Source organism: Streptomyces sichuanensis, assembly GCF_020328095.1.
GTDB classification, from domain to species: Bacteria; Actinomycetota; Actinomycetes; order Streptomycetales; family Streptomycetaceae; genus Streptomyces; species Streptomyces cinnamoneus.
Genome location: NZ_JAIXMK010000030.1, coordinates 11,639 through 30,087 on the forward strand (window position 1 = coordinate 11,639; position 18,449 = coordinate 30,087).

Below are 18,449 nucleotides of genomic sequence, written 5' to 3' on the forward strand. Positions count from 1 at the left end.
TTCGGGGTGCAGGTTTTGTGCTGCCTCCTGCCGACCCGATCGAAGGAGATCAGCCGCCATGCCCCTGCCCCGGCCCCGCAGAGCCGCCGCCACCGTGCCCCTTCTCGTCGCCGCTCTGGCGCTCACCGCCTGCGGGTCGGGCGATGCGGGGGACGGGGGCGGGGGCGGAGGCGGATCGAGCGCCGACGGAAAGCCCGAGGGCGACATCACCTTCCAGACCTGGAATCTCCGGGCGAATTTCAAGGACTACTTCGAAGGTCTCGTCAAGGACTTCGAGAAGGAGAATCCCGGCGTCAAGGTCACCTGGCGGGACCAGCCGGCCGAGCACTACGCCGACAAGCTCAGCGCCGACGCGGCCGGCGGCACCCTCCCGGACGTCGTCAACGTCTCCCCCGACCTCTCCTATCCCCTGGCCAGGGCGGGGGTGCTGATGAACCTGGACAAGGAGAAGGCCGCCGCCCGCTTCAAGGACGAGTACACGCCGGAGGCGTGGCAGGGCAACACGCTGCCGGGGCTGGATGGTTCGTACTCCTTCCCGTGGTACCTCAACACCGGGCCGCTCTTCTACAACAAAACCCTCTTCCGGGAGGCGGGGCTCGACCCCGAGAAGCCTCCGAAAAGCTACGACGAGCTGTTCGCGGCCGCCGGCCGGATGGCGCGGCAGTCCGGCGGCCGCACGGCCACGCTCGCCGGGACCCCCGCCATCGAGGACTTCGGCCGTTACGGCGTGCGGCTGATGAACGACGACGCCACGAAATTCACCTACAACGAGCCGAAGGGCGTCGAGCTCCTCACCCGGTACAAGGAGCTCTACGACCACGGCGGCCTGGATCCGCAGGCGCTCACCAACACCCCGGAGAAATCCGGTCAGAAGTTCCTGGAGCAGAAGGTCGCCATGAACCCGGGCAGCGCCCACGATCTGGACACGTTCAAGAAGAACGCCCCCACCCTCTACCGCAACCTCGGCATCACCGAGGCGCCCAACAACACCGGCAAACCCAACATGTACGTGATGGGCCTGGCCGTCCATCAGCAGAGCCGGCACAAGGCGGCTGCCATCGCCTTCGCCCACTTCGTCACGGACAGGAAGAACCAGGAGTCCTTCGCGCACAAGGTTGCCGTCTTCCCCAGCACCAAGGGCTCCCTGGACGACCCGTACTGGACGCAGGACGACGGCACCGACGAGGGCCGGGTCCGCGTCGCGTCCGCGAAGATGCTCAAGGGTGCGGTCAATTACACGCCGGTGGTGATGAGCGAGGAGATGAAGACCGTCCTGCGCAACGAGGTCGCCAAGGCGCTGCAGGGGAAGAAGACGCCCCGGCAGGCACTCGACGACGCGGCCGCACAGAGCAACAAGCTCCTCCGGCAGGGCTGATACCCGTCGTGCGCCGGCCGTCCGCCTCCCGCGTCCGCACCCACCACGCCGCCAGCCCCTGGCTCTTCCTGCTGCCCGGCCTCGCCGTCGTCGCCACCTTCAGCCTCTATCCGTTCCTGACGACCGTCCACAAGGCGTTCACCGACGCCCGCACCCTCACCCCCGGCACGTGGGTGGGCCTGGCGAACTTCCGCGCCATGCTCGACGACGAACAGTTCTGGACCGCCCTGCGCAACAGCGCCCTCTACGTCGCCCTCGTGGTGCCGTTCACCGTGCTGCTGCCCCTGCTGCTCGCGCTGCTGGTCCAGAAGCAGCTGCCCGGTGTCGCCTTCTTCCGCTCCGCCTTCTACACGCCGGTCGTGGCGTCCGTCGTCGTGGTCGCCCTGATCTGGGGGTGGATGCTCGACGACCGCGGCCTGCTCAACGCCCTCCTGCACACCCTCGGGGCCGGCCCCGTCGACTTCCTCGGCAACTCGTGGCTGCTGTTGCTCAGCGCCATGGCGCTGACCGTGTGGAAGGGCCTCGGCTACTACATGGTCATCTACCTCGCGGCACTCGCGAACGTCCCCCGCGAGCTGCACGAGGCGGCCGCCGTCGACGGGGCCGGCGCCCTGCGCCGCTTCGTCAGCGTCACCGTGCCCGCGGTGCGGTCCACCATGGTGCTGGTCGGTGCGCTGTCGTCCGTCGCGGCGTTCAAGGTCTTCTCCGAGGTCTACCTGCTCGCCGGCCCCACCGGAGGACCCGCCGGCCAGGACACCACCCTGGTCATGCTCGTCCAGCGCACCGGCACCGGGCTGAACGGGCGCGTCGGCTACGCCTCGGCGCTCTCCCTCGTCGTCTTCGTCATCGCGCTGCTGCTGATGCTGCTCGTCCTGCGCGCCGACCGGAAGGAGGACGCCTGATGCGAGGAAGACACCTGGGGCGAGGAGGACGCCTGGTGCGCCGGACCCCGGCCTGGGAGAAGGCGCTGCGCTACGTGCTGATGCTGGCCGTCCTGGCCCTCACCGTCGGCCCGTTCCTGTGGCAGCTGTCCACCTCGTTCAAGGGCACCACCGAGGACGTCTACACCTCCCCGCCGCGCTTCCTGCCCGAGCATCCGACCCTCCACAACTACCGCGAGGTCGCCCGCATCATCCCCGTCTGGGACTACGCCCTGAACTCCCTGAAGGTCGCCGCCGCCAGCGTGGTCACCAACCTCGTCGGCGCCTCTACGGCCGGCTACGCGCTGGCCCGGCTGCGCTTCCGCGGGCGGAAGGCGGCGGGCATCGCCTTTGTAATGGCGCTGCTGGTGCCCCTGGAGTCCATTGTGATCGCGCAGTTCACGATGGTCCGCGACCTCCACCTCAACAACACGCTCGTCGCCGTCGCGCTGCCCGGCGCCGTCGGTGCCCTGAACGTCCTGCTCATGCGGAACGCCTTCGCCGCCGTGCCCCGGGAGATCGAGGAGGCGGCCGTCATCGACGGGGCCACCGCATGGCAGCGGTTCCTCCGGATCGGTCTGCCCTCGGTGCGCGGCACCCTCGCCGTCGTCGCGATCTTCGCCTTTATGGGCGCCTGGGACGACTTCCTGTGGCCGCTGATCGTCCTGTCCGACTCGGACCGCTTCACGCTCACCGTCGGGCTGAACCACCTGCACGGCACGTTCACGCAGAACCCGCGGCTGGTCGCCGCCGGAACCGTCATCGCGGTCGCCCCGCTCGTCGTGATGTTCGCCTGCCTGCAGCGCTCCTTCTTCCGCGGGGCCGGCGAAGGCGCCGTCAAGGGCTGACCACCGCTTCCGCCACCCCAGGAGGACCCGCCATGGCCACCGTCCCCCGCTTCGGCGTCAACTACACCCCCACCCGGGGCTGGTTCCACCACTGGCTCGACTTCGACCTGGACTCCCTCCGCGCGGACCTGGACTCCATCGCCGTCCTCGGCCTGGACCACATCCGCGTCTTCCCGCTGTGGCCCCTCTTCCAGCCCAACCGCACCCTCATCCGGCCGCGCGCCGTCGAGCAGTTGCTGCTCCTGGTCGACGCGGCCGGCGAACGCGGGCTCGACGTCAGCGTCGACGGTCTCCAGGGACATCTGTCCAGCTTCGACTTCGTCCCCTCCTGGACCACCACCTGGCACCGGCGGAACATGTTCACCGACGCCGCCGTCGTCGACGCCCAGGCCGCCTACCTGAGCGTGCTCGCCGGCGCCCTGGCCGGGCGCCCCCACTTCCTGGGCATGACCGTGGGCAACGAGGTCAACCAGTTCTCCGGCCCGCCCCACCCCGATCCCGACCGGATCGGGCCCGGTGACGCCGGGCGGTGGCTGCGGTGCATGCTCGACGCCTGCGAGAAGGACGCGCCGGGCCGCCTGCACGTGCACGCGTCGTACGACGCCGCCTGGTACGACGGCACGCACCCCTTCACCCCCGCCCACTCCGCCCGGCTCGGCGCGATGACCGCCGTGCACTCCTGGGTCTTCAACGGCACCGCCCAGCGCCACGGTCACGACGGCCGCCCCACCACCCTGCACGCGGCCTACCTCGTCGAGCTGGCCAAGGCGTGGGCCGAGGACCCGGCCCGCCCGGTCTGGCTGCAGGAGGCCGGCGCCCCCGCCCCGCACGTTCCGCCGCAGCACGCCGCCGCCTTCACGGAGGCGACCGTCGCGCACGTGCTGGACTGCCCGGACGTGTGGGGCGTCACCTGGTGGTGCTCCCACGACGTCGACCGTGCGCTCGCGGACTTCCCGGAGCTGGAGTACGGGCTCGGCCTGTTCACCAACGACCGGCGGATCAAACCTGCCGGGGAGGTGATGTCACGGCTCGTCCGGGAGTGGCGGGAGGAGCGCGTGCACCGGGCGCCCGCGCCGCGCCGCCTCGCGCTCGTCCTGGACGTGGGCGACCCGGACGACGCGCCCCGGCGCGAGGTGTGTGCGCCGGGTGGCACCTTCTTCGAGGCGTGGATGCGGGTGGCCTCCGACGGGGGGCGTCCGGCGGTGGTCCTCGCCCAGCGGGCGGGGGATGCGCGGTATCTGGCCGCACGGGGCATCACGGAGGTGGTCCGCCCCTGAACGCCCCCCTGATCCCCCACGCACCGGGCCCCGGGCCGTCCCCTGCCCCCCCGTTCCCGCTGCCGGAGGATTCGCAGCGCCGTCACCGAAGGAGCCCCATGGACATCACGCGCCGTCAGGCCCTCACGGCAGGTGCGGCCTCCGCCGTCGCCGCCGCCGCACCGACGGGCCGCGCGCACGCCGCGCCGGCCACCGCGCCGGCCGCCGACCTCCAGCCGTACGCCTCCTACTGGTACCCCGACAGCCTCCCCGCCGGTGCGCCCGGGCCCGGCATCCGCTGGCGCAGCCTCAGCACGTGGCGGCCCGAGGACGACCCCGACCTGCCCTTCAACAGAGCCACCGTCCCGCTCGCCCCGCGCTTCACTCCCCCACCGCCCAACGGCACCGCGCGCGCCGGGCAGGCCCGCGTCTCGGCCCTCGCCGCCTTCGCGACCACGTCCGGCAATCCCTCACAGGGCTCCCCCACCGCCGACTTCTACGCGCTCACCCACTGGGCCTACCTCGACGAGCTGGTCTTCTGGGGCGGGTCCGCCGGCGAGGGCCTGATCCTCGCCCCCAACGCGCCCGTCGTGGACGCCGCGCACCGCAACGGCGTGCCGGTGCTGGGCACGGTCTTCCTGCCGCCCGTCGCGTACGGCGGGCAGCTGCGCTGGACCCGGGACCTGGTGCGGCGCGACGCGCAGGGCGGGTTCCCCCTCGCCGGGCAGCTGGTGCGGGTGGCCCGCGCGTACGGGTTCGACGGCTGGTTCCTCAACGCCGAGACCGGCGGTGGCGACGCCCGGCTCGGGGCGGACATGCGCGACTTCGTCGCCCAGTTACGGGAGCAGGGTGCCGGGCTGCGGGTGACCTGGTACGACGCGATGGCGATCTCGGGTGAGGTCGCCTGGCAGAACGAGCTGAACGACCACAACGCCCCGTTCTTCCGCGCCTCGGACGGCATGTTCCTCAACTTCGACTGGAGCGGCCCGGGCCTGGTCGCCTCCGCGGAGCGGGCGCGGGGCGCGGGGCGCAGCCCGTACGAGCTGTGGGCGGGCGTCGACGTCGAGGCGCGCGGCTGGGACACGCCCGTCGACTGGGACGCGGTCGTGGCGGCCGGCCGGCCGCACGTCGCCTCGTTCGGCTTCTACCGCCCCGAATGGACATGGACGAGCCTGCCCGCGGGCGAGCGCACGCCCGCCGCCTTCCACGCGCGCGACGACCGCTTCTGGTCCGGGCCGTCCCTGGACCCCGCCCGTCCGGGCGCCGGGGCGTGGCGGGCGCCGGCCGTGTCCGTCGCGGACCGTTCGACGCTCACCTCGCTGCCCTTCGCCACCACCTTCAACACCGGTCACGGTACGGGCTGGTACGAGCAGGGCCGGCGGACCGGCGAGGCGGCATGGAACCACCTGGGTCTGCAGGACCGGCTGCCCGGCCGCCGCTGGGTGATCCATACACCGGGGGCCCGGCCGGCGGTGGGCTTCGACTTCGCCGACGCCTGGCACGGGGGCGGCAGCCTGCTCGTACAGGGCGCGCTCGGCGGGCCCACGACGGTCGAGCTGTACACGGCGAGGCTGCCGTTGGCGAAGGAGACGGTGGTGGAGCTGACGCACCGCACGGACCCCGGCTCGCCGGGCGTCCGCGTCGAGCTGGCCGTGGCCCTGGAGGAGCGTCCGTACCGCTTCGTGCATCTGCCGGCGGGAGTCCTCCGGGCGGGTGGCGGCGGCTGGACCACGGTCGTGCTGCGTGCCGGTGCCCTGCTGCGCGGGCGGCGCGGGCAGGCCGTCCGCGCCCTGGGCGTCCGGCTGGTCGCGGCGGACGGGGGGACGGTCCGCTGGCGGCTGGGCCGGCTCGCGGTGCGCGACGCCGTCCCGCCCGTCCCCGGCCGGCCCGGCGCCGTGTCCGTGACCGCGGCGCTGCCGCAGGCGGACGGCACCGCCGCGCTGCGGCTGGCGTGGGGCGCCGCGGCCGGGCCCGTACGCCACTACGAGCTGTGCCAGGCGCTGCCCGGCGGGGGATTCCGCTTTCTGGGCGGCACCTGCGGGCATGCCTACTACGTCCCGGCGATGCGCCGTGCGGGCGGCGAGGCGGCCACCCGCATCGACGTGCGTGCCGTGGACGAGCTGTACACCGCGTCGGCGCCCGCTTCCGTCACGTTCCGCTGGTAGCCCCGCCCGGGCGAGGGGATCCTTCGAAGGAGACGCATGCACAACGACCGCACGATCACCGAAGCCCGTCTCAAGCGGGTGCTGGACGAGCGCATCCGGCCGGCCGTGTATCCCGAGTCGGTGCCCCTGGACGTCTCCGTCTGGCACGCGCCCGGCGAGCCCGTGCCCGTCGCGGAGGGCATCGCGGCCGAGGGCGCGCCCATCGCGGTGGGGGCGCAGTGGGGGCCGGCCTGGGGCACCAGCTGGTTCACCGTGTCCGGGACGGTGCCGACGGCGTGGGCCGGACGTACCGTCGAGGCGCTGCTGGACCTGGGCTTCGACGAGAACATGGCGGGGTTCCAGTGCGAGGGGCTGGTCTACCGCCCGGACGGCTCACCGGTGAAGGGGCTCAACCCGCGCACCCAGTGGGTGCGCATCGGCGAGAAGGTGACGGGCGGTGAGCGGGTGCTGCTGCACGTGGAGGCCGCCGCCAACCCCGTGATCCTCGACTACCACCCCTTCCTGCCGACCGAGCTCGGCGACCGCGGGACGGCCGACGCCGCCCCGCGCTACCGGCTGGCGCGCATGGACCTGGCCGTCTTCGACCGGACGGTGTGGGAGCTGGTGCAGGACCTGGAGGTACTGGAGCAGCTGATGACCGGGCTGTCGGTGGACTCGCCGCGCCGCTGGGAGGTGCTGCGGGCCGTCGAGCGGGCGCTGGACGCCCTCGACCTGCAGGACGTGGGCGGCACGGCGGAGCGGGCGCGGGGCGAGCTGACGGGCGTGCTGTCCGCGCCGGCGCACGCTTCGGCGCACCGGATCAGTGCGGTCGGGCACGCCCACATCGACTCGGCGTGGCTGTGGCCGTTGCGCGAGACGGTGCGCAAGGTGGCCCGTACGACGTCGAACATGACCGCGCTGCTGGAGGACGAGCCGGAGTTCGTCTACGCGATGTCGCAGGCGCAGCAGTTCGCGTGGATCAAGGAGCACCGGCCGGAGGTGTACGCGCGGGTGAAGAAGGCGGTCGCCGACGGGCGTTTCGTCCCGGTGGGCGGCATGTGGGTGGAGTCCGATACGAACATGCCGGGGGCGGAGGCGCTGGCGCGGCAGTTCGTGCACGGGAAGAGGTTCTTCCTGGAGGAGTTCGGGATCGAGACGGAGGAGGTGTGGCTGCCGGATTCGTTCGGCTACTCGGCGGCGCTGCCGCAGCTGGTGAGGCTGGCGGGGGCGAAGTGGTTCCTGACGCAGAAGATCTCGTGGAGCCGGACCAACAAGTTCCCGCACCACACGTTCTGGTGGGAGGGGCTGGACGGCACCCGCGTCTTCACGCACTTCCCGCCGATCGACACCTACAACGCACAGCTGTCGGGGCAGGAGCTCGCGCACGCGGTCCGCAACTTCCAGGAGAAGGGCGGTGCCACGCGCTCGCTCGCGCCGACGGGGTGGGGCGACGGCGGCGGGGGCACGACGCGCGAGATGCTGGCGCGGGCGAAGCGGCTGGCGGACCTGGAGGGCTCGGCGAAGGTCGTCTTCGAGAAGCCGTCCGCGTTCTTCGAGAAGGCGCACGCGGAGTACGCCCACGCGTCCGTGTGGGCGGGCGAGCTGTACCTGGAGATGCACCGGGCGACGCTGACCAGCCAGGCCCGCACCAAGCAGGGCAACCGGCGCTCGGAGCACCTGCTGCGCGAGGCGGAGCTGTGGGCGGCGACGGCGGCGGTACGGGCCGGCGCCCCGTACCCGTACGAGCGGCTGGACCGGCTGTGGAAGACGGTGTTGCTGCACCAGTTCCACGACATCCTGCCAGGCACGTCGATCGCGTGGGTGCACCGGGAGGCGGCGCAGACGTACGCGGAGGTGGCCGCCGAGCTGGAGTCGGTCATCGGCGAGGCACTGGCGGCGCTCGCGGGGGCGGGCCCGGCCGGGGGCACGGTCGTCTTCAACGCGGCGCCGCACGGGCGCGGTGGCGTGCCGGCGCTCGGCGCGGTGCCGGACGTGCCGCCGGCGGGCGCGGCACCGCGGACGGCGGAGCGCGAGGGTGGCGGGTACGTCCTCGACAACGGACTGCTGCGGGTGGGGATCGACGGGCGCGGGCTCGTCGTGTCGGTGTACGACCACGTGAGCGGACGGGAGGCCGTGGCGCCGGGCGGTGCGGCCAACCTGCTGCAGCTCCACCAGGACTTCCCCACCATGTGGGACGCGTGGGACGTGGACCACTTCTACCGCAACACCGTCACCGACCTGACGGACGTGGAGCGGCTGGAGGCCGTGGACGGCGGGGCGGCGGTGCGGGTGGTGCGCCGTTTCGGGGCGTCGCGGGTCGAGCAGCGGATCGGACTGCCGGCGGGCGAGCGGCGGCTGGACGTCGCGACGGAGGTGGACTGGCGCGAGACGGAGAAGTTCCTCAAGGCCGCGTTCGCGCTGGACGTGCACACCGACCGGGTGGCGGCAGAGACGCAGTTCGGTCATCTGTACCGTCCCGCGCACACCAACACCAGCTGGGACGCCGCGAAGTTCGAGGCGTGCGCGCACCGCTTCGTGCACCTGGAGGAGCCGGGGTGGGGCGTGGCACTGGTCAACGACTCGACGTACGGCTACGACGTGACGCGGGCGGTGCGGGCGGAGGGCGGCGGGACGACCACCACCGTGCGGCTGTCGCTGCTGCGGGCCCCGCGCTTCCCCGACCCGCGCACGGACCAGGGGGTGCACCGCTTCCGGTACGCGCTGGTGCCGGGGGCGTCGGTGGGGGACGCGGTGCGCGAGGGCTACCGGATCAACCTGCCGGAGCGGCGGGTGTCCGGCTCGGGCGGGGTGGAGCCGCTGGTGTCCGTCGACGACGACGCGGTCGTGGTCTCGGCGGTGAAGCTGGCGGACGACGGCAGCGGTGATGTCGTCGTCCGCCTGTACGAGTCGCGCGGTGGGCGGGCCCGTGCCCGGCTGGCCGCGGGCTTCGCCGTGGGGGCGGTGTCCGTGTGCGATCTGCTGGAGCGGCCCACGGACTCCCTGGCGGCCGGGGACGGGTGCGTGGTCCTGGCCCTGCGGCCGTTCGAGATCGTCACCCTCCGGCTGGCGCGTGCCTGAAGCTCCCCGGAGGGCCGGGTGTGCGTGCCTTCAGGGGCGCACACCGCGGCCGGGGCGTCCGACCGCTCGCACTAGGGTGACGGTGTGACGACGTACGTGGCGCTCCTGCGCGGCATCAACGTGGGCGGCAAGAAGCGCGTCCCCATGCAGACCCTCCGCGAGATGCTGACGGACATGGGGTGCGAAGCGGTCCGGACCCACCTCAACAGCGGCAATGCGGTGTTCACCCACACGGAGACGGACGAGGGGGTGCTGGCCACCGCGCTGGAAGGGGCCATCGAGCGGGAGCTGGGGTTCTCCGTGACCTGCCTGGTGCGCGACGCGGCGGAGATGCGCCGTGTCGTCGACGCCGATCCGTTTGCCGGCCGGGTGGTCGACCCCTCCCGGTTCCTCGTGATCTTCCTCGGCGGTCCGGCCGATCCGGCCACCGTCGCGGACCTCGACCCCGCGGCCTACGCGCCCGAAGAATTCGCGCTGGGCGAGCGCGAGGTGTACCTGCACTGCGCGGAAGGCATCCGGGACTCCAAGCTCGCGAAGGTGCTGACCGAGCGGCGCCTGGGCACGGCGGGCACGGCGCGCAACTGGAACACCGTCACCAAGCTGGCGGACATGGCACGCGGATAGCCTCCGCGCCCAGCCGAAAACCGGCTCCGCTTAGCATTCGAACATGAAGCTGCGTTTCCCCCGGCCACGCGGGCGGCGGCTGTTCGCCGCCTCGGCCGCCGTCGCCGTGCTCGCCGGTGCCGGTACCTGGACCGTGGCCTCGGCCACCGGCGGCGACCCTCCCGTGCACCGCGAGGACCGTACGATGCGCATGCCCGCGGCGCCGGGCGGCGCGGACACCGTCCGCATCGACACCTCGTTCTTCACCTCCGGCCGGGCGCAGGAGCGCCGGCCCGCCGTGCTGCTCGCGCACGGCTTCGGGGGCAGCAAGGACGACCTGCGCGAGCAGGCCGAGGACCTGGCCCGGTCCGGCTACGCGGTGCTGACCTGGTCGGCGCGCGGCTTCGGGCGGTCCACCGGCCGCATCGGGCTCAACGACCCCGACCGCGAGGTCGCCGACGTGTCCCGGCTGATCGACTGGCTCGCCCGGCGCCCCGAGGTGCGCCTGGACGCGGCCGGGGACCCCCGGGTGGGCGTCGCGGGCGGCTCCTACGGCGGTGCGGTCGCACTGCTGGCCGCCGGGCACGACAAGCGGGTCGACGCCATCGCCCCGCAGATCACCTACTGGAACCTCGCCGACTCGCTCTTCCCCGGCGACGTCTTCAAGAAGCTGTGGGCCGGCATCTTCTTCACCACCGGCTCCACCGCGACCGGCACCGACGGCAAGCCGGCCGGCCGCCCGCCCGGCCGCGACCCCGGCTCCGGCTGCGGCCGGTTCGAACGGAGCCTGTGCGAGATGTACGAGCGCGTGGCCGTCGCCGGAAAGCCCGACCCCGGCGCACGGGAGCTGCTGGAGCGCCGCAGCCCCTCCGCCGTCGCGGACCGCATCAAGGTCCCCACGCTCCTCGTCCAGGGGCAGAACGACTCCCTCTTCCCGCTCGACCAGTCCGACGCGGCGGCCGACGCCATCCGGCGCAACGGCGCTCCCACCGCCGTCGACTGGATCGCCGGGGGCCACGACAGCGGCACCTCGGGCGAGCAGGACCGCATCGAGCGGCGCACGCGCGCGTGGTTCGACCGTTACCTCAAGGGCGACGAGCAGGCCGGCACCGGTCCCGCGTTCCGCGTCAGCCGTACCGGGGGCATCGACACCACCGACGGCCGGGCGCGCCTGCACACCGCGACCGGCACGCGGTACCCCGGCCTGCGCAACGAGACCCGCACCGTCGCGCTCGGCCGCGGTGCTCAGTCGTTCGTCAACCCGGCCGGCGCCGCGCCCCCGGCGCTGTCCGCCGTCCCCGGCGTCGGCGCCGTCTCCCAGCTGTCGGGGCTGGGCCTCGGGGTGTCCCTGGACTTCCCCGGCCAGTACGCGAGCTTCGAGTCCGGGGCGCTCACCGAGGGCGTGCACGTCACCGGCTCGCCGACCGCCCGGGTGAAGGTCGCCTCGGACTCGGGCGAGGCCGTCCTCTTCGCCAAGGTCTACGACGTGGGCCCGGACCGGCAGCAGGTGCTGCCGGCGCAGCTCGTGGCGCCGGTGCGCGTCACCGACGCGAAGGACGGCCGGACGGTCGAGGTGCGGCTGCCCGCCATCGACCACACCTTCGAGCCCGGGCACCGCATGCGCCTGGTGTTCGCCGCCACCGACCTCGGCTACGCCTCCCCGGCGCAGCCCGCCACGTACACCGTGTCGCCGGCCGACGGCGGGCTGAGCGTGCCGACCGCCCCCGACGTGCGGACCGGCTCGGCCGGGATGCCGTGGTGGACGTGGGCGTTGCCGGCCGGTGCCGTGCTCGTGGCGGCCGCGGTGCTGCTGACGGGCCGGCGGCGCACCTCCGCACCTGCGCCCGACCCGGCCCTGGCCGACGTGCCGCTGCAGATCACCGGCCTGAGCAAGCGGTACGCCAAGTCCGCCGACGCCTACGCCGTGCAGGACCTGTCGTTCCGGGTCGAGCGGGGGCAGGTGCTGGGGCTGCTGGGGCCCAACGGCGCCGGCAAGACCACGACGCTGCGCATGCTCATGGGCCTCATCCGGCCCGACGCGGGCGAGATCCACGTGTTCGGGCACGCGATCCGGCCGGGCGCTCCCGTGCTGTCGCGGGTCGGGGCGTTCGTGGAGGGCGCGGGCTTCCTGCCGCACCTGTCCGGGCGGGCCAACCTGGACCTGTACTGGCGCGCCACGGGCCGCCCGGCCGCGGACGCGCACCTCGACGAGGCCCTGGAGATCGCCGGGCTGGGCTCGGCGCTCGACCGGGCCGTGCGCACGTACTCCCAGGGCATGCGGCAGCGGCTGGCGATCGCGCAGGCCATGCTGGGGCTTCCGGACCTGCTGATCCTGGACGAGCCGGCCAACGGCCTGGACCCGCCGCAGATCCGGGAGATGCGCGAGGTGATGATCCGCTACGCGGCGGCGGGCCGGACCGTCATCGTCTCCAGCCACCTCCTCGCCGAGGTCGAGCAGTCCTGCACGCACCTGGTGGTGATGGACCGCGGACGGCTGGTCGGCGCCGGGCCGGTGGCCGAGATCGTGGGCTCCGGCGACGCGCTGCTGGTGGGCGTCGCCGGCGGGGTGTCGGAGGTGGTGGCCGACAAGGTCGCCGCGCTGCCGGGGGTGGCCTCGGCCGTGCGCACCGACGAGGGGCTGCTGGTGCGGCTGGACGGCGCGAGCGCGCCGGAACTGCTGGTGGAACTGGTCCGGCTGGAGGTGCCGGTGGCGAGCGTGGGCCCGCACCGGCGGCTGGAGGACGCGTTCCTGACCCTGATCGGAGGTTCGGCATGAGTGCCGCCCTGGAGTCCGCACCCGGCTACCGCGCACGGCGCACCCTGCCGCTCCGGGTGGAGGCGGCGCGGCAGCTGCGGCGGCGCCGCACGCTGGTGATGGGGGCGGTGCTGGCGGTCCTGCCGTTCGTGCTGATCGCGGCCTTCGCGATCGGCGGCGACCCCGGCGGGCGCAACGCGCGCGTGACCCTGATGGACACCGCGACGGCCTCGGGGGTCAACTTCGCGGCCACCACGCTGTTCGTGTCGGCGGGCTTTCTGCTGGTGGTGCCGGTGGCGCTGTTCTGCGGGGACGCGGTGGCGTCGGAGGCGAGCTGGTCGTCGCTGCGCTACCTGCTGGCGGCGCCGGTGCCGCGGGCCCGGCTGCTGCTGAGCAAGCTGGCGGTGGCGCTGGGGTTCAGCGCCGCGGCCATGGTGCTGCTGCCGCTGGTGGCCCTGGTCGCGGGGACGGCGGCGTACGGGTGGGGGCCGCTGCGGATTCCCACCGGCGGGTCGCTGGACGCGGGGACGGCCGTGGGGCGCCTCGCGATCGTCGTCGCCTTCGTGTTCGTCAGCCAGCTCGTCACGGCCGCGCTGGCGTTCTGGCTGTCCACGGTGACGGACGCGCCGCTGGGCGCGGTGGGGGGCGCCATGGGGCTCACCATCGTCGGCAACGTGCTCGACGCGGTCACCGCGCTGGGCGAGTGGCGGCAGCTGCTGCCCGCGCACTGGCAGTACGCGTGGGCCGATGCGCTGCAGCCTCACCTGGAGTGGGGCGGGATGGTGAAGGGGACGGTGGTGTCGGTGTCGTATGCGGTGGTGCTGTTCGCCTGCGCGTTCCGGCACTTCCGGCGCAAGGACGTCGTGTCCTGAACGGCCGGCTCAGCCTGCGCCGTACACCGGCCGCGGCGTCCGGGCGCCCCGCAGCAGGCCGCGTACCGCCTCCCCCGCTTCCGCCGGGGACCAGCGGTCGGCCTTGTCGGCCGTGGGGCCCGGGTGCCAGCCCTCCATCACCGTGATGCGGCCGGCCTCCACGGCGAAGACCTGGCCGGTGACGCCCTCGGAGGCCGCCGACGCCAGCCACGCCACCAGCGGGGAGACGTTCGCCGGGGCCATGGCGTCGAAGCCGCCGTCGGCCGGCGCGGCCATGGCGTCGGCGAAGGGGCCCTCGGTCATGCGGGTGCGGGCGGCGGGGGCGATGGCGTTGACCTGGACGCCGTAGCGGCCGAGTTCGGCGGCGGCGACGAGGGTGAGGGCCACGACGCCCGCCTTGGCGGCGGCGTAGTTCGCCTGGCCTACGCTGCCCAGCAGCCCGGCGCCCGAGGTGGTGTTGACGACGCGGGCGACGGGCCTGCGGCCCGCCTTGGCCTCCGCCCGCCAGTGGGCGCAGGCGTGGCGCAACGGCAGGAAGTGGCCGGCGAGGTGGACGCGGACGACCGCGTCCCAGTCGTCCGCGTCCATGCTGACGAGCATGCGGTCGCGCAGGAACCCGGCGTTGTTGACCAGGACGTCCAGGCGCCCGAAGGTGCGCAGGGCGGTGGTGACGAGGGAGGCCGCGCCGTCGGCGGTGGCGACGTCGGCGCCGTGCGCCACGGCCTCGCCGCCCCGGGCGCGGATCTCCTCGGCGACCTGCCGGGCCGGCTCCGCGCAGGCCCCTCCCCCGTCGGGCCCGACGCCCAGGTCGTTGACGACGACGCGGGCTCCCTCGGCGGCCAGCGCCAGGGCGTGGGCCCGGCCCAGTCCGCGGCCGGCGCCGGTGACGACGGCCACCCGGCCGTCACAGATCGCGGTCATGTCGACTCCTCACTGGGGCGGTGGTTGACGTCGGCGGCGGCCAGGAAGAGGGGGCGCTCGCCGCCACCGTGGACGAGCAGGGCGGCGCCAAAGCCCGCGCGGTGCCCGCCCCGGCCCCGCGCGTGCCGCCGGTGACGACGACAACGCGGCCCTGTGCGCCAGGAGTTCCGCCCATGGTGTGCCTCCCGCAGCGGGCACTCCGCTGCTACCTTCGGCATTACCTAACAAACGTTTGGTGGAAAGGTAGCCGATGGGCGTCTCCACCGCACACCCCGAACCGGGCGTCGCCGTCGTCACGGTGGACTATCCGCCCGTCAACGCGCTGCCGGTGCACGGCTGGTACGCCCTGGCGGAGGCCGTACGCGCCGTGGGCGCCGACCCTGCCGTCCACTGCGCCGTACTCGCCGCCGCCGGGCGGGGCTTCAACGCCGGCGTCGACATCAAGGAGCTGCAGCGCACCCCCGGCCACCACGCCCTGATCGGGGCCAACCGGGGCTGCGCCGAGGCGTTCTCCGCCGTGTACGAGTGCGCGGTGCCCGTCGTCGCCGCCGTGCAGGGCTTCTGCCTGGGCGGCGGCATCGGCCTCGTGGGCAACGCCGACGCCGTCGTCGCCTCCGAGGACGCCACGTTCGGCCTGCCGGAGCTGGACCGCGGGGCGCTCGGCGCCGCCACCCACCTCGCCCGGCTCGTGCCCCAGCACCTGATGCGCACCCTCTACTACACCTCCCGCACGGTCACCGCGCGCGAGCTGCACCGGCACGGCTCCGTCTGGCGCGTCGTAGCGCGCCCCGAACTGCCGGACGCCGCACTGCAGCTGGCCCGCGAGATCGCCGCCAAGGACGGTGCGCTGCTGCGCATGGCCAAGGCCGCGCTCAACGGCATCGACCCCGTCGACGTCCACCGCAGCTACCGCTACGAGCAGGGCTTCACCTTCGAGGCGAGCCTCGGCGGGATCGCCGACCGCCACCGCGACGCGTTCGTCTCCCGGAGCACGCGAAAGGAGCGGCCGTGACCGCCGACAAGACCATGACCGCCGACGAGGCCGTCGCCCGGCTGTCGAGCGGCATGACGATAGGCATCGGGGGCTGGGGCTCGCGCCGCAAGCCGATGGCCCTCGTGCGGGCCCTGCTCCGCTCCCCCGTCACCGACCTGACCGTCGTCTCCTTCGGCGGCCCCGACGTGGGCCTGCTGGCGGCGGCCGGACGGATCCGCAAGCTCGTCGCGGCGTTCGCCACGCTGGACTCGATCCCCCTGGAGCCGCACTTCCGGGCGGCCCGGCAGCGCGGCGAGCTGGAGCTGACGGAGCTGGACGAGGCGATGCTCATGTGGGGGCTGACGGCCGCCGCGCACCGGCTGCCGTTCCTCCCGGTCCGGGCGGGACTGGGCTCGGATGTGATGCGGGTCAACCCCGGGCTGCGGACCGTCACGTCTCCGTACGCGGACGGAGAGGAGCTGGTCGCCGTGCCCGCGCTGACCCTCGACGCGGCCCTGGTCCACCTGAACCGGGCGGACCGCGGCGGCAACGCCCAGTACCTGGGACCGGACCCGTACTTCGACGACCTGTTCTGCGAGGCCGCGCGCGAGGCGTACGTCTCCTGCGAACGGATCGTCGAGGGAGAGGAGTTCGCGGCGGCGGGCGCCCCGCAGACGCTGCTGGTGCAGCGCCACTGCGTCGCCGGCGTCGTCGAGGCGCCGGGCGGCGCGCACTTCACCTCCTGCGTGCCGGACTACGAACGGGACGAGGCGTTCCAGGCGGCGTACGCCAAGGCGGCCGCCGACCCGGAGGAGTGGCGCGAGTTCACCGGCCGCTTCCTGTCGGGCGACGAGGCCGGCTACCGGTCGGCGGTCGCCGCGTTCGCGGAGGAGTGGGCGTGAGTGCCGACCGGGCCGAGATCTGCGTCGTGGCGTGCGCGGAGGCGTGGCGGGGCAGCGGGGAGGTGCTGGCGAGCCCGATGGGGGTGATCCCCACCGCCGGGGCGCGGCTCGCCCGCCTCACGTTCGCGCCGGAGCTGCTGCTGACGGACGGCGAGGCGCTGCTGATGGGCGACGTCCCGGCACTGGGGTCCGCGTCGCGCGTCACCGAGGGCTGGCTGCCCTATCGCCGGCACCTGGCGATGGTCGCCGGCGGCAGGCGGCACGTGATGATGGGCGCGAGCCAGCTCGACCGGCACGGCAACCAGAACATCAGCTGCATCGGCGACTGGAAGCGGCCCGCGCGCCAGCTGCTGGGGGTGCGCGGCGCCCCCGCGAACACCCTCAACAACCCGACCAGTTACTGGATCCCGCGCCACTCGCCCCGCGTCCTGGTCGAGCGCGTGGACATGGTCAGCGGCGTCGGCTACGACCGCGCGGCCGCGGCCGGCCCGTCGGCCAGCCGCTTCCACCGCATCGTGCGCGTCGTCACCGACCTGGCCGTGCTCGACTTCGAGACCCCCGACCGCACGATGCGCGTGTGCTCGCTGCACCCCGGTGTCAGCGCCGACGAGCTGCGGGACGCCACCGGCTTCCCCCTCGACGTGCCGGACGGGGTGCCGCGCACCCGCATGCCCTCGGCCGCCGAACTGCGCCTGATCCGCGAGGTCGTCGACCCCGCGGGCCTGCGTGATCGCGAGGTGCGCAGGTGAGGACGGCACTGACCGGGCTGGTGGGGGTCCGCCACCCCGTGGTGCAGACCGGCATGGGCTGGGTCGCGGGCCCCCGTCTGGTGACCGCCACGGCGGAGGCCGGGGCGCTCGGCATCCTGGGCTCCGCGACCATGACGGTGCCACAGCTGCGCGCCGCCGTCCGGGAGGTGAAGTCCCGCACGGACCGGCCCTTCGGCGTCAACCTGCGCGCGGACGCGGGCGATGCGGCCGAGCGCGTGCGGCTGATCGCCGAGGAGGGGGTGCGGGTCGCCTCCTTCGCGCTGGCCCCCTCGCGCGACCTCGTCGCCCGGCTGAAGGACGCCGGTGTCGTCGTCATCCCGTCCGTGGGGGCCCGCCGCCACGCCGAGAAGGTCGCTGCGTGGGGCGCGGACGCGGTGCTCGTGCAGGGCGGCGAGGGCGGCGGCCACACGGGGCAGGTCGCGACGTCGGTGCTGCTGCCGCAGGTGGTCGACGCGGTGGACGTTCCGGTCGTCGCGGCGGGGGGCTTCCACGACGGCCGGGGCCTGGTGGCCGCCCTCGCCTACGGTGCGGCGGGCATCGCCATGGGCACGCGTTTCCTGCTGACGTCCGACAGCACGGTGCCGGCGGCCGTCAAGGCCGCGTACCTCGCGGCGTCCGTCCAGGACGTCACCGTCACCGACCGCGTCGACGGCCTGCCCCACCGCATGCTGCGCACGCCCTTCGTCACCGGCCTCGAACGCGCCGGGCGGACCGGCACGTTCGTACGGGCCCTGCGGCACGCCGCGGCGTTCCGGAAGCTGGCGGGGCTGAGCTGGGCCGGGTTGGTGCGGGACGGGCTGGCGATGCGGCGGGGCCACGAGCTGGCCTGGAGCCGGCTGCTGCTGGCCGCCGGCACGCCGGTGCTGCTCCGGGCCGCCATGGTGGACGGGCGGACGGATCTCGGCGTGATGGCGGCCGGGCAGGTGGCGGGCGTCATCGAGGACCTGCCGTCGTGCGCCGAGCTGGTCGGCCGGATCATGACGGAGGCGGACCTCGTCCTGCGGCGCCTGGGCGACGGCCGGGCGCCGTGAG

The 18,449-nt window shown here is 74.0% G+C and carries 14 protein-coding genes; 13 read left to right on the plus strand and 1 reads right to left on the minus strand.

Features of this window, described 5'->3' with window-relative positions:
* Nucleotides 1-58 precede the first annotated feature (58 nt).
* The 9 genes from LE181_RS12270 to LE181_RS12310 all read left to right on the plus strand — a co-directional run bounded on the left by LE181_RS12270 (nt 59) and on the right by LE181_RS12310 (nt 13,851).
* The gene (locus tag LE181_RS12270; protein WP_225661270.1) at nt 59-1,375 is read left to right on the plus strand and encodes an ABC transporter substrate-binding protein; all 1,317 of its coding nucleotides are present in this window, start codon (nt 59-61) and stop codon (nt 1,373-1,375) included.
* Nucleotides 1,375-2,277 (plus strand): carbohydrate ABC transporter permease, encoded by a 903-nt coding sequence (locus tag LE181_RS12275; RefSeq protein ID WP_372458326.1) that lies wholly within the window; start codon nt 1,375-1,377, stop codon nt 2,275-2,277. The genes LE181_RS12270 and LE181_RS12275 overlap by 1 nt, the downstream gene beginning before the upstream one ends.
* The gene (locus LE181_RS12280; protein ID WP_372458325.1) at nt 2,277-3,143 is read left to right on the plus strand and encodes a carbohydrate ABC transporter permease; all 867 of its coding nucleotides are present in this window, start codon (nt 2,277-2,279) and stop codon (nt 3,141-3,143) included. The genes LE181_RS12275 and LE181_RS12280 overlap by 1 nt, the downstream gene beginning before the upstream one ends.
* 32 nt (nt 3,144-3,175) lie before the next feature.
* Nucleotides 3,176-4,420 carry a glycoside hydrolase 5 family protein gene (locus LE181_RS12285; RefSeq protein WP_225661272.1) on the plus strand — a complete coding sequence of 415 codons (1,245 nt, stop codon included), beginning with the start codon at nt 3,176-3,178 and terminating at the stop codon, nt 4,418-4,420.
* Between the two features lie 98 nt (nt 4,421-4,518).
* Nucleotides 4,519-6,564 (plus strand): endo-beta-N-acetylglucosaminidase, encoded by a 2,046-nt coding sequence (locus LE181_RS12290; RefSeq protein ID WP_225661273.1) that lies wholly within the window; start codon nt 4,519-4,521, stop codon nt 6,562-6,564.
* A 36-nt stretch (nt 6,565-6,600) separates the two neighbouring features.
* Nucleotides 6,601-9,621: an alpha-mannosidase gene (locus tag LE181_RS12295; protein WP_225661274.1), complete on the plus strand. Its 3,021-nt coding sequence runs from the start codon at nt 6,601-6,603 to the stop codon at nt 9,619-9,621.
* 84 nt (nt 9,622-9,705) lie between these two features.
* Complete coding sequence (locus tag LE181_RS12300) at nt 9,706-10,245, plus strand: DUF1697 domain-containing protein (RefSeq protein ID WP_225661275.1); 540 nt, start codon at nt 9,706-9,708, stop codon at nt 10,243-10,245.
* A gap of 43 nt (nt 10,246-10,288) precedes the next feature.
* The gene (locus LE181_RS12305; RefSeq protein ID WP_225661276.1) at nt 10,289-13,000 is read left to right on the plus strand and encodes an alpha/beta fold hydrolase; all 2,712 of its coding nucleotides are present in this window, start codon (nt 10,289-10,291) and stop codon (nt 12,998-13,000) included.
* The gene (locus LE181_RS12310; RefSeq protein ID WP_225661277.1) at nt 12,997-13,851 is read left to right on the plus strand and encodes an ABC transporter permease; all 855 of its coding nucleotides are present in this window, start codon (nt 12,997-12,999) and stop codon (nt 13,849-13,851) included. The genes LE181_RS12305 and LE181_RS12310 overlap by 4 nt, the downstream gene beginning before the upstream one ends.
* A 9-nt stretch (nt 13,852-13,860) precedes the next feature.
* On the opposite strand, the gene LE181_RS12315 is transcribed toward LE181_RS12310, so the two are convergent.
* On the minus strand, nt 13,861-14,772 hold the full coding sequence (locus LE181_RS12315) for an SDR family oxidoreductase (protein WP_225661278.1): 912 nt from the start codon (nt 14,770-14,772) through the stop codon (nt 13,861-13,863).
* Between the two features lie 250 nt (nt 14,773-15,022).
* Between LE181_RS12315 and LE181_RS12320 the strand changes: the two genes are divergently transcribed.
* From LE181_RS12320 to LE181_RS12335, 4 genes are read left to right on the plus strand one after another with little or no spacing between them, the layout of a single operon-like run.
* Complete coding sequence (locus LE181_RS12320; RefSeq protein ID WP_225661279.1) at nt 15,023-15,784, plus strand: enoyl-CoA hydratase family protein; 762 nt, start codon at nt 15,023-15,025, stop codon at nt 15,782-15,784.
* A gap of 14 nt (nt 15,785-15,798) precedes the next feature.
* Nucleotides 15,799-16,647, plus strand: a complete 849-nt coding sequence (locus LE181_RS12325; RefSeq protein ID WP_225661297.1) for a CoA transferase subunit A — start codon at nt 15,799-15,801, stop codon at nt 16,645-16,647.
* Nucleotides 16,644-17,396 carry a CoA-transferase subunit beta gene (locus LE181_RS12330; protein ID WP_225661280.1) on the plus strand — a complete coding sequence of 251 codons (753 nt, stop codon included), beginning with the start codon at nt 16,644-16,646 and terminating at the stop codon, nt 17,394-17,396. The genes LE181_RS12325 and LE181_RS12330 overlap by 4 nt, the downstream gene beginning before the upstream one ends.
* Nucleotides 17,393-18,448, plus strand: a complete 1,056-nt coding sequence (locus LE181_RS12335) for an NAD(P)H-dependent flavin oxidoreductase (protein WP_225661281.1) — start codon at nt 17,393-17,395, stop codon at nt 18,446-18,448. The genes LE181_RS12330 and LE181_RS12335 overlap by 4 nt, the downstream gene beginning before the upstream one ends.
* The last annotated feature ends 1 nt before the right edge of the window (nt 18,449 follow it).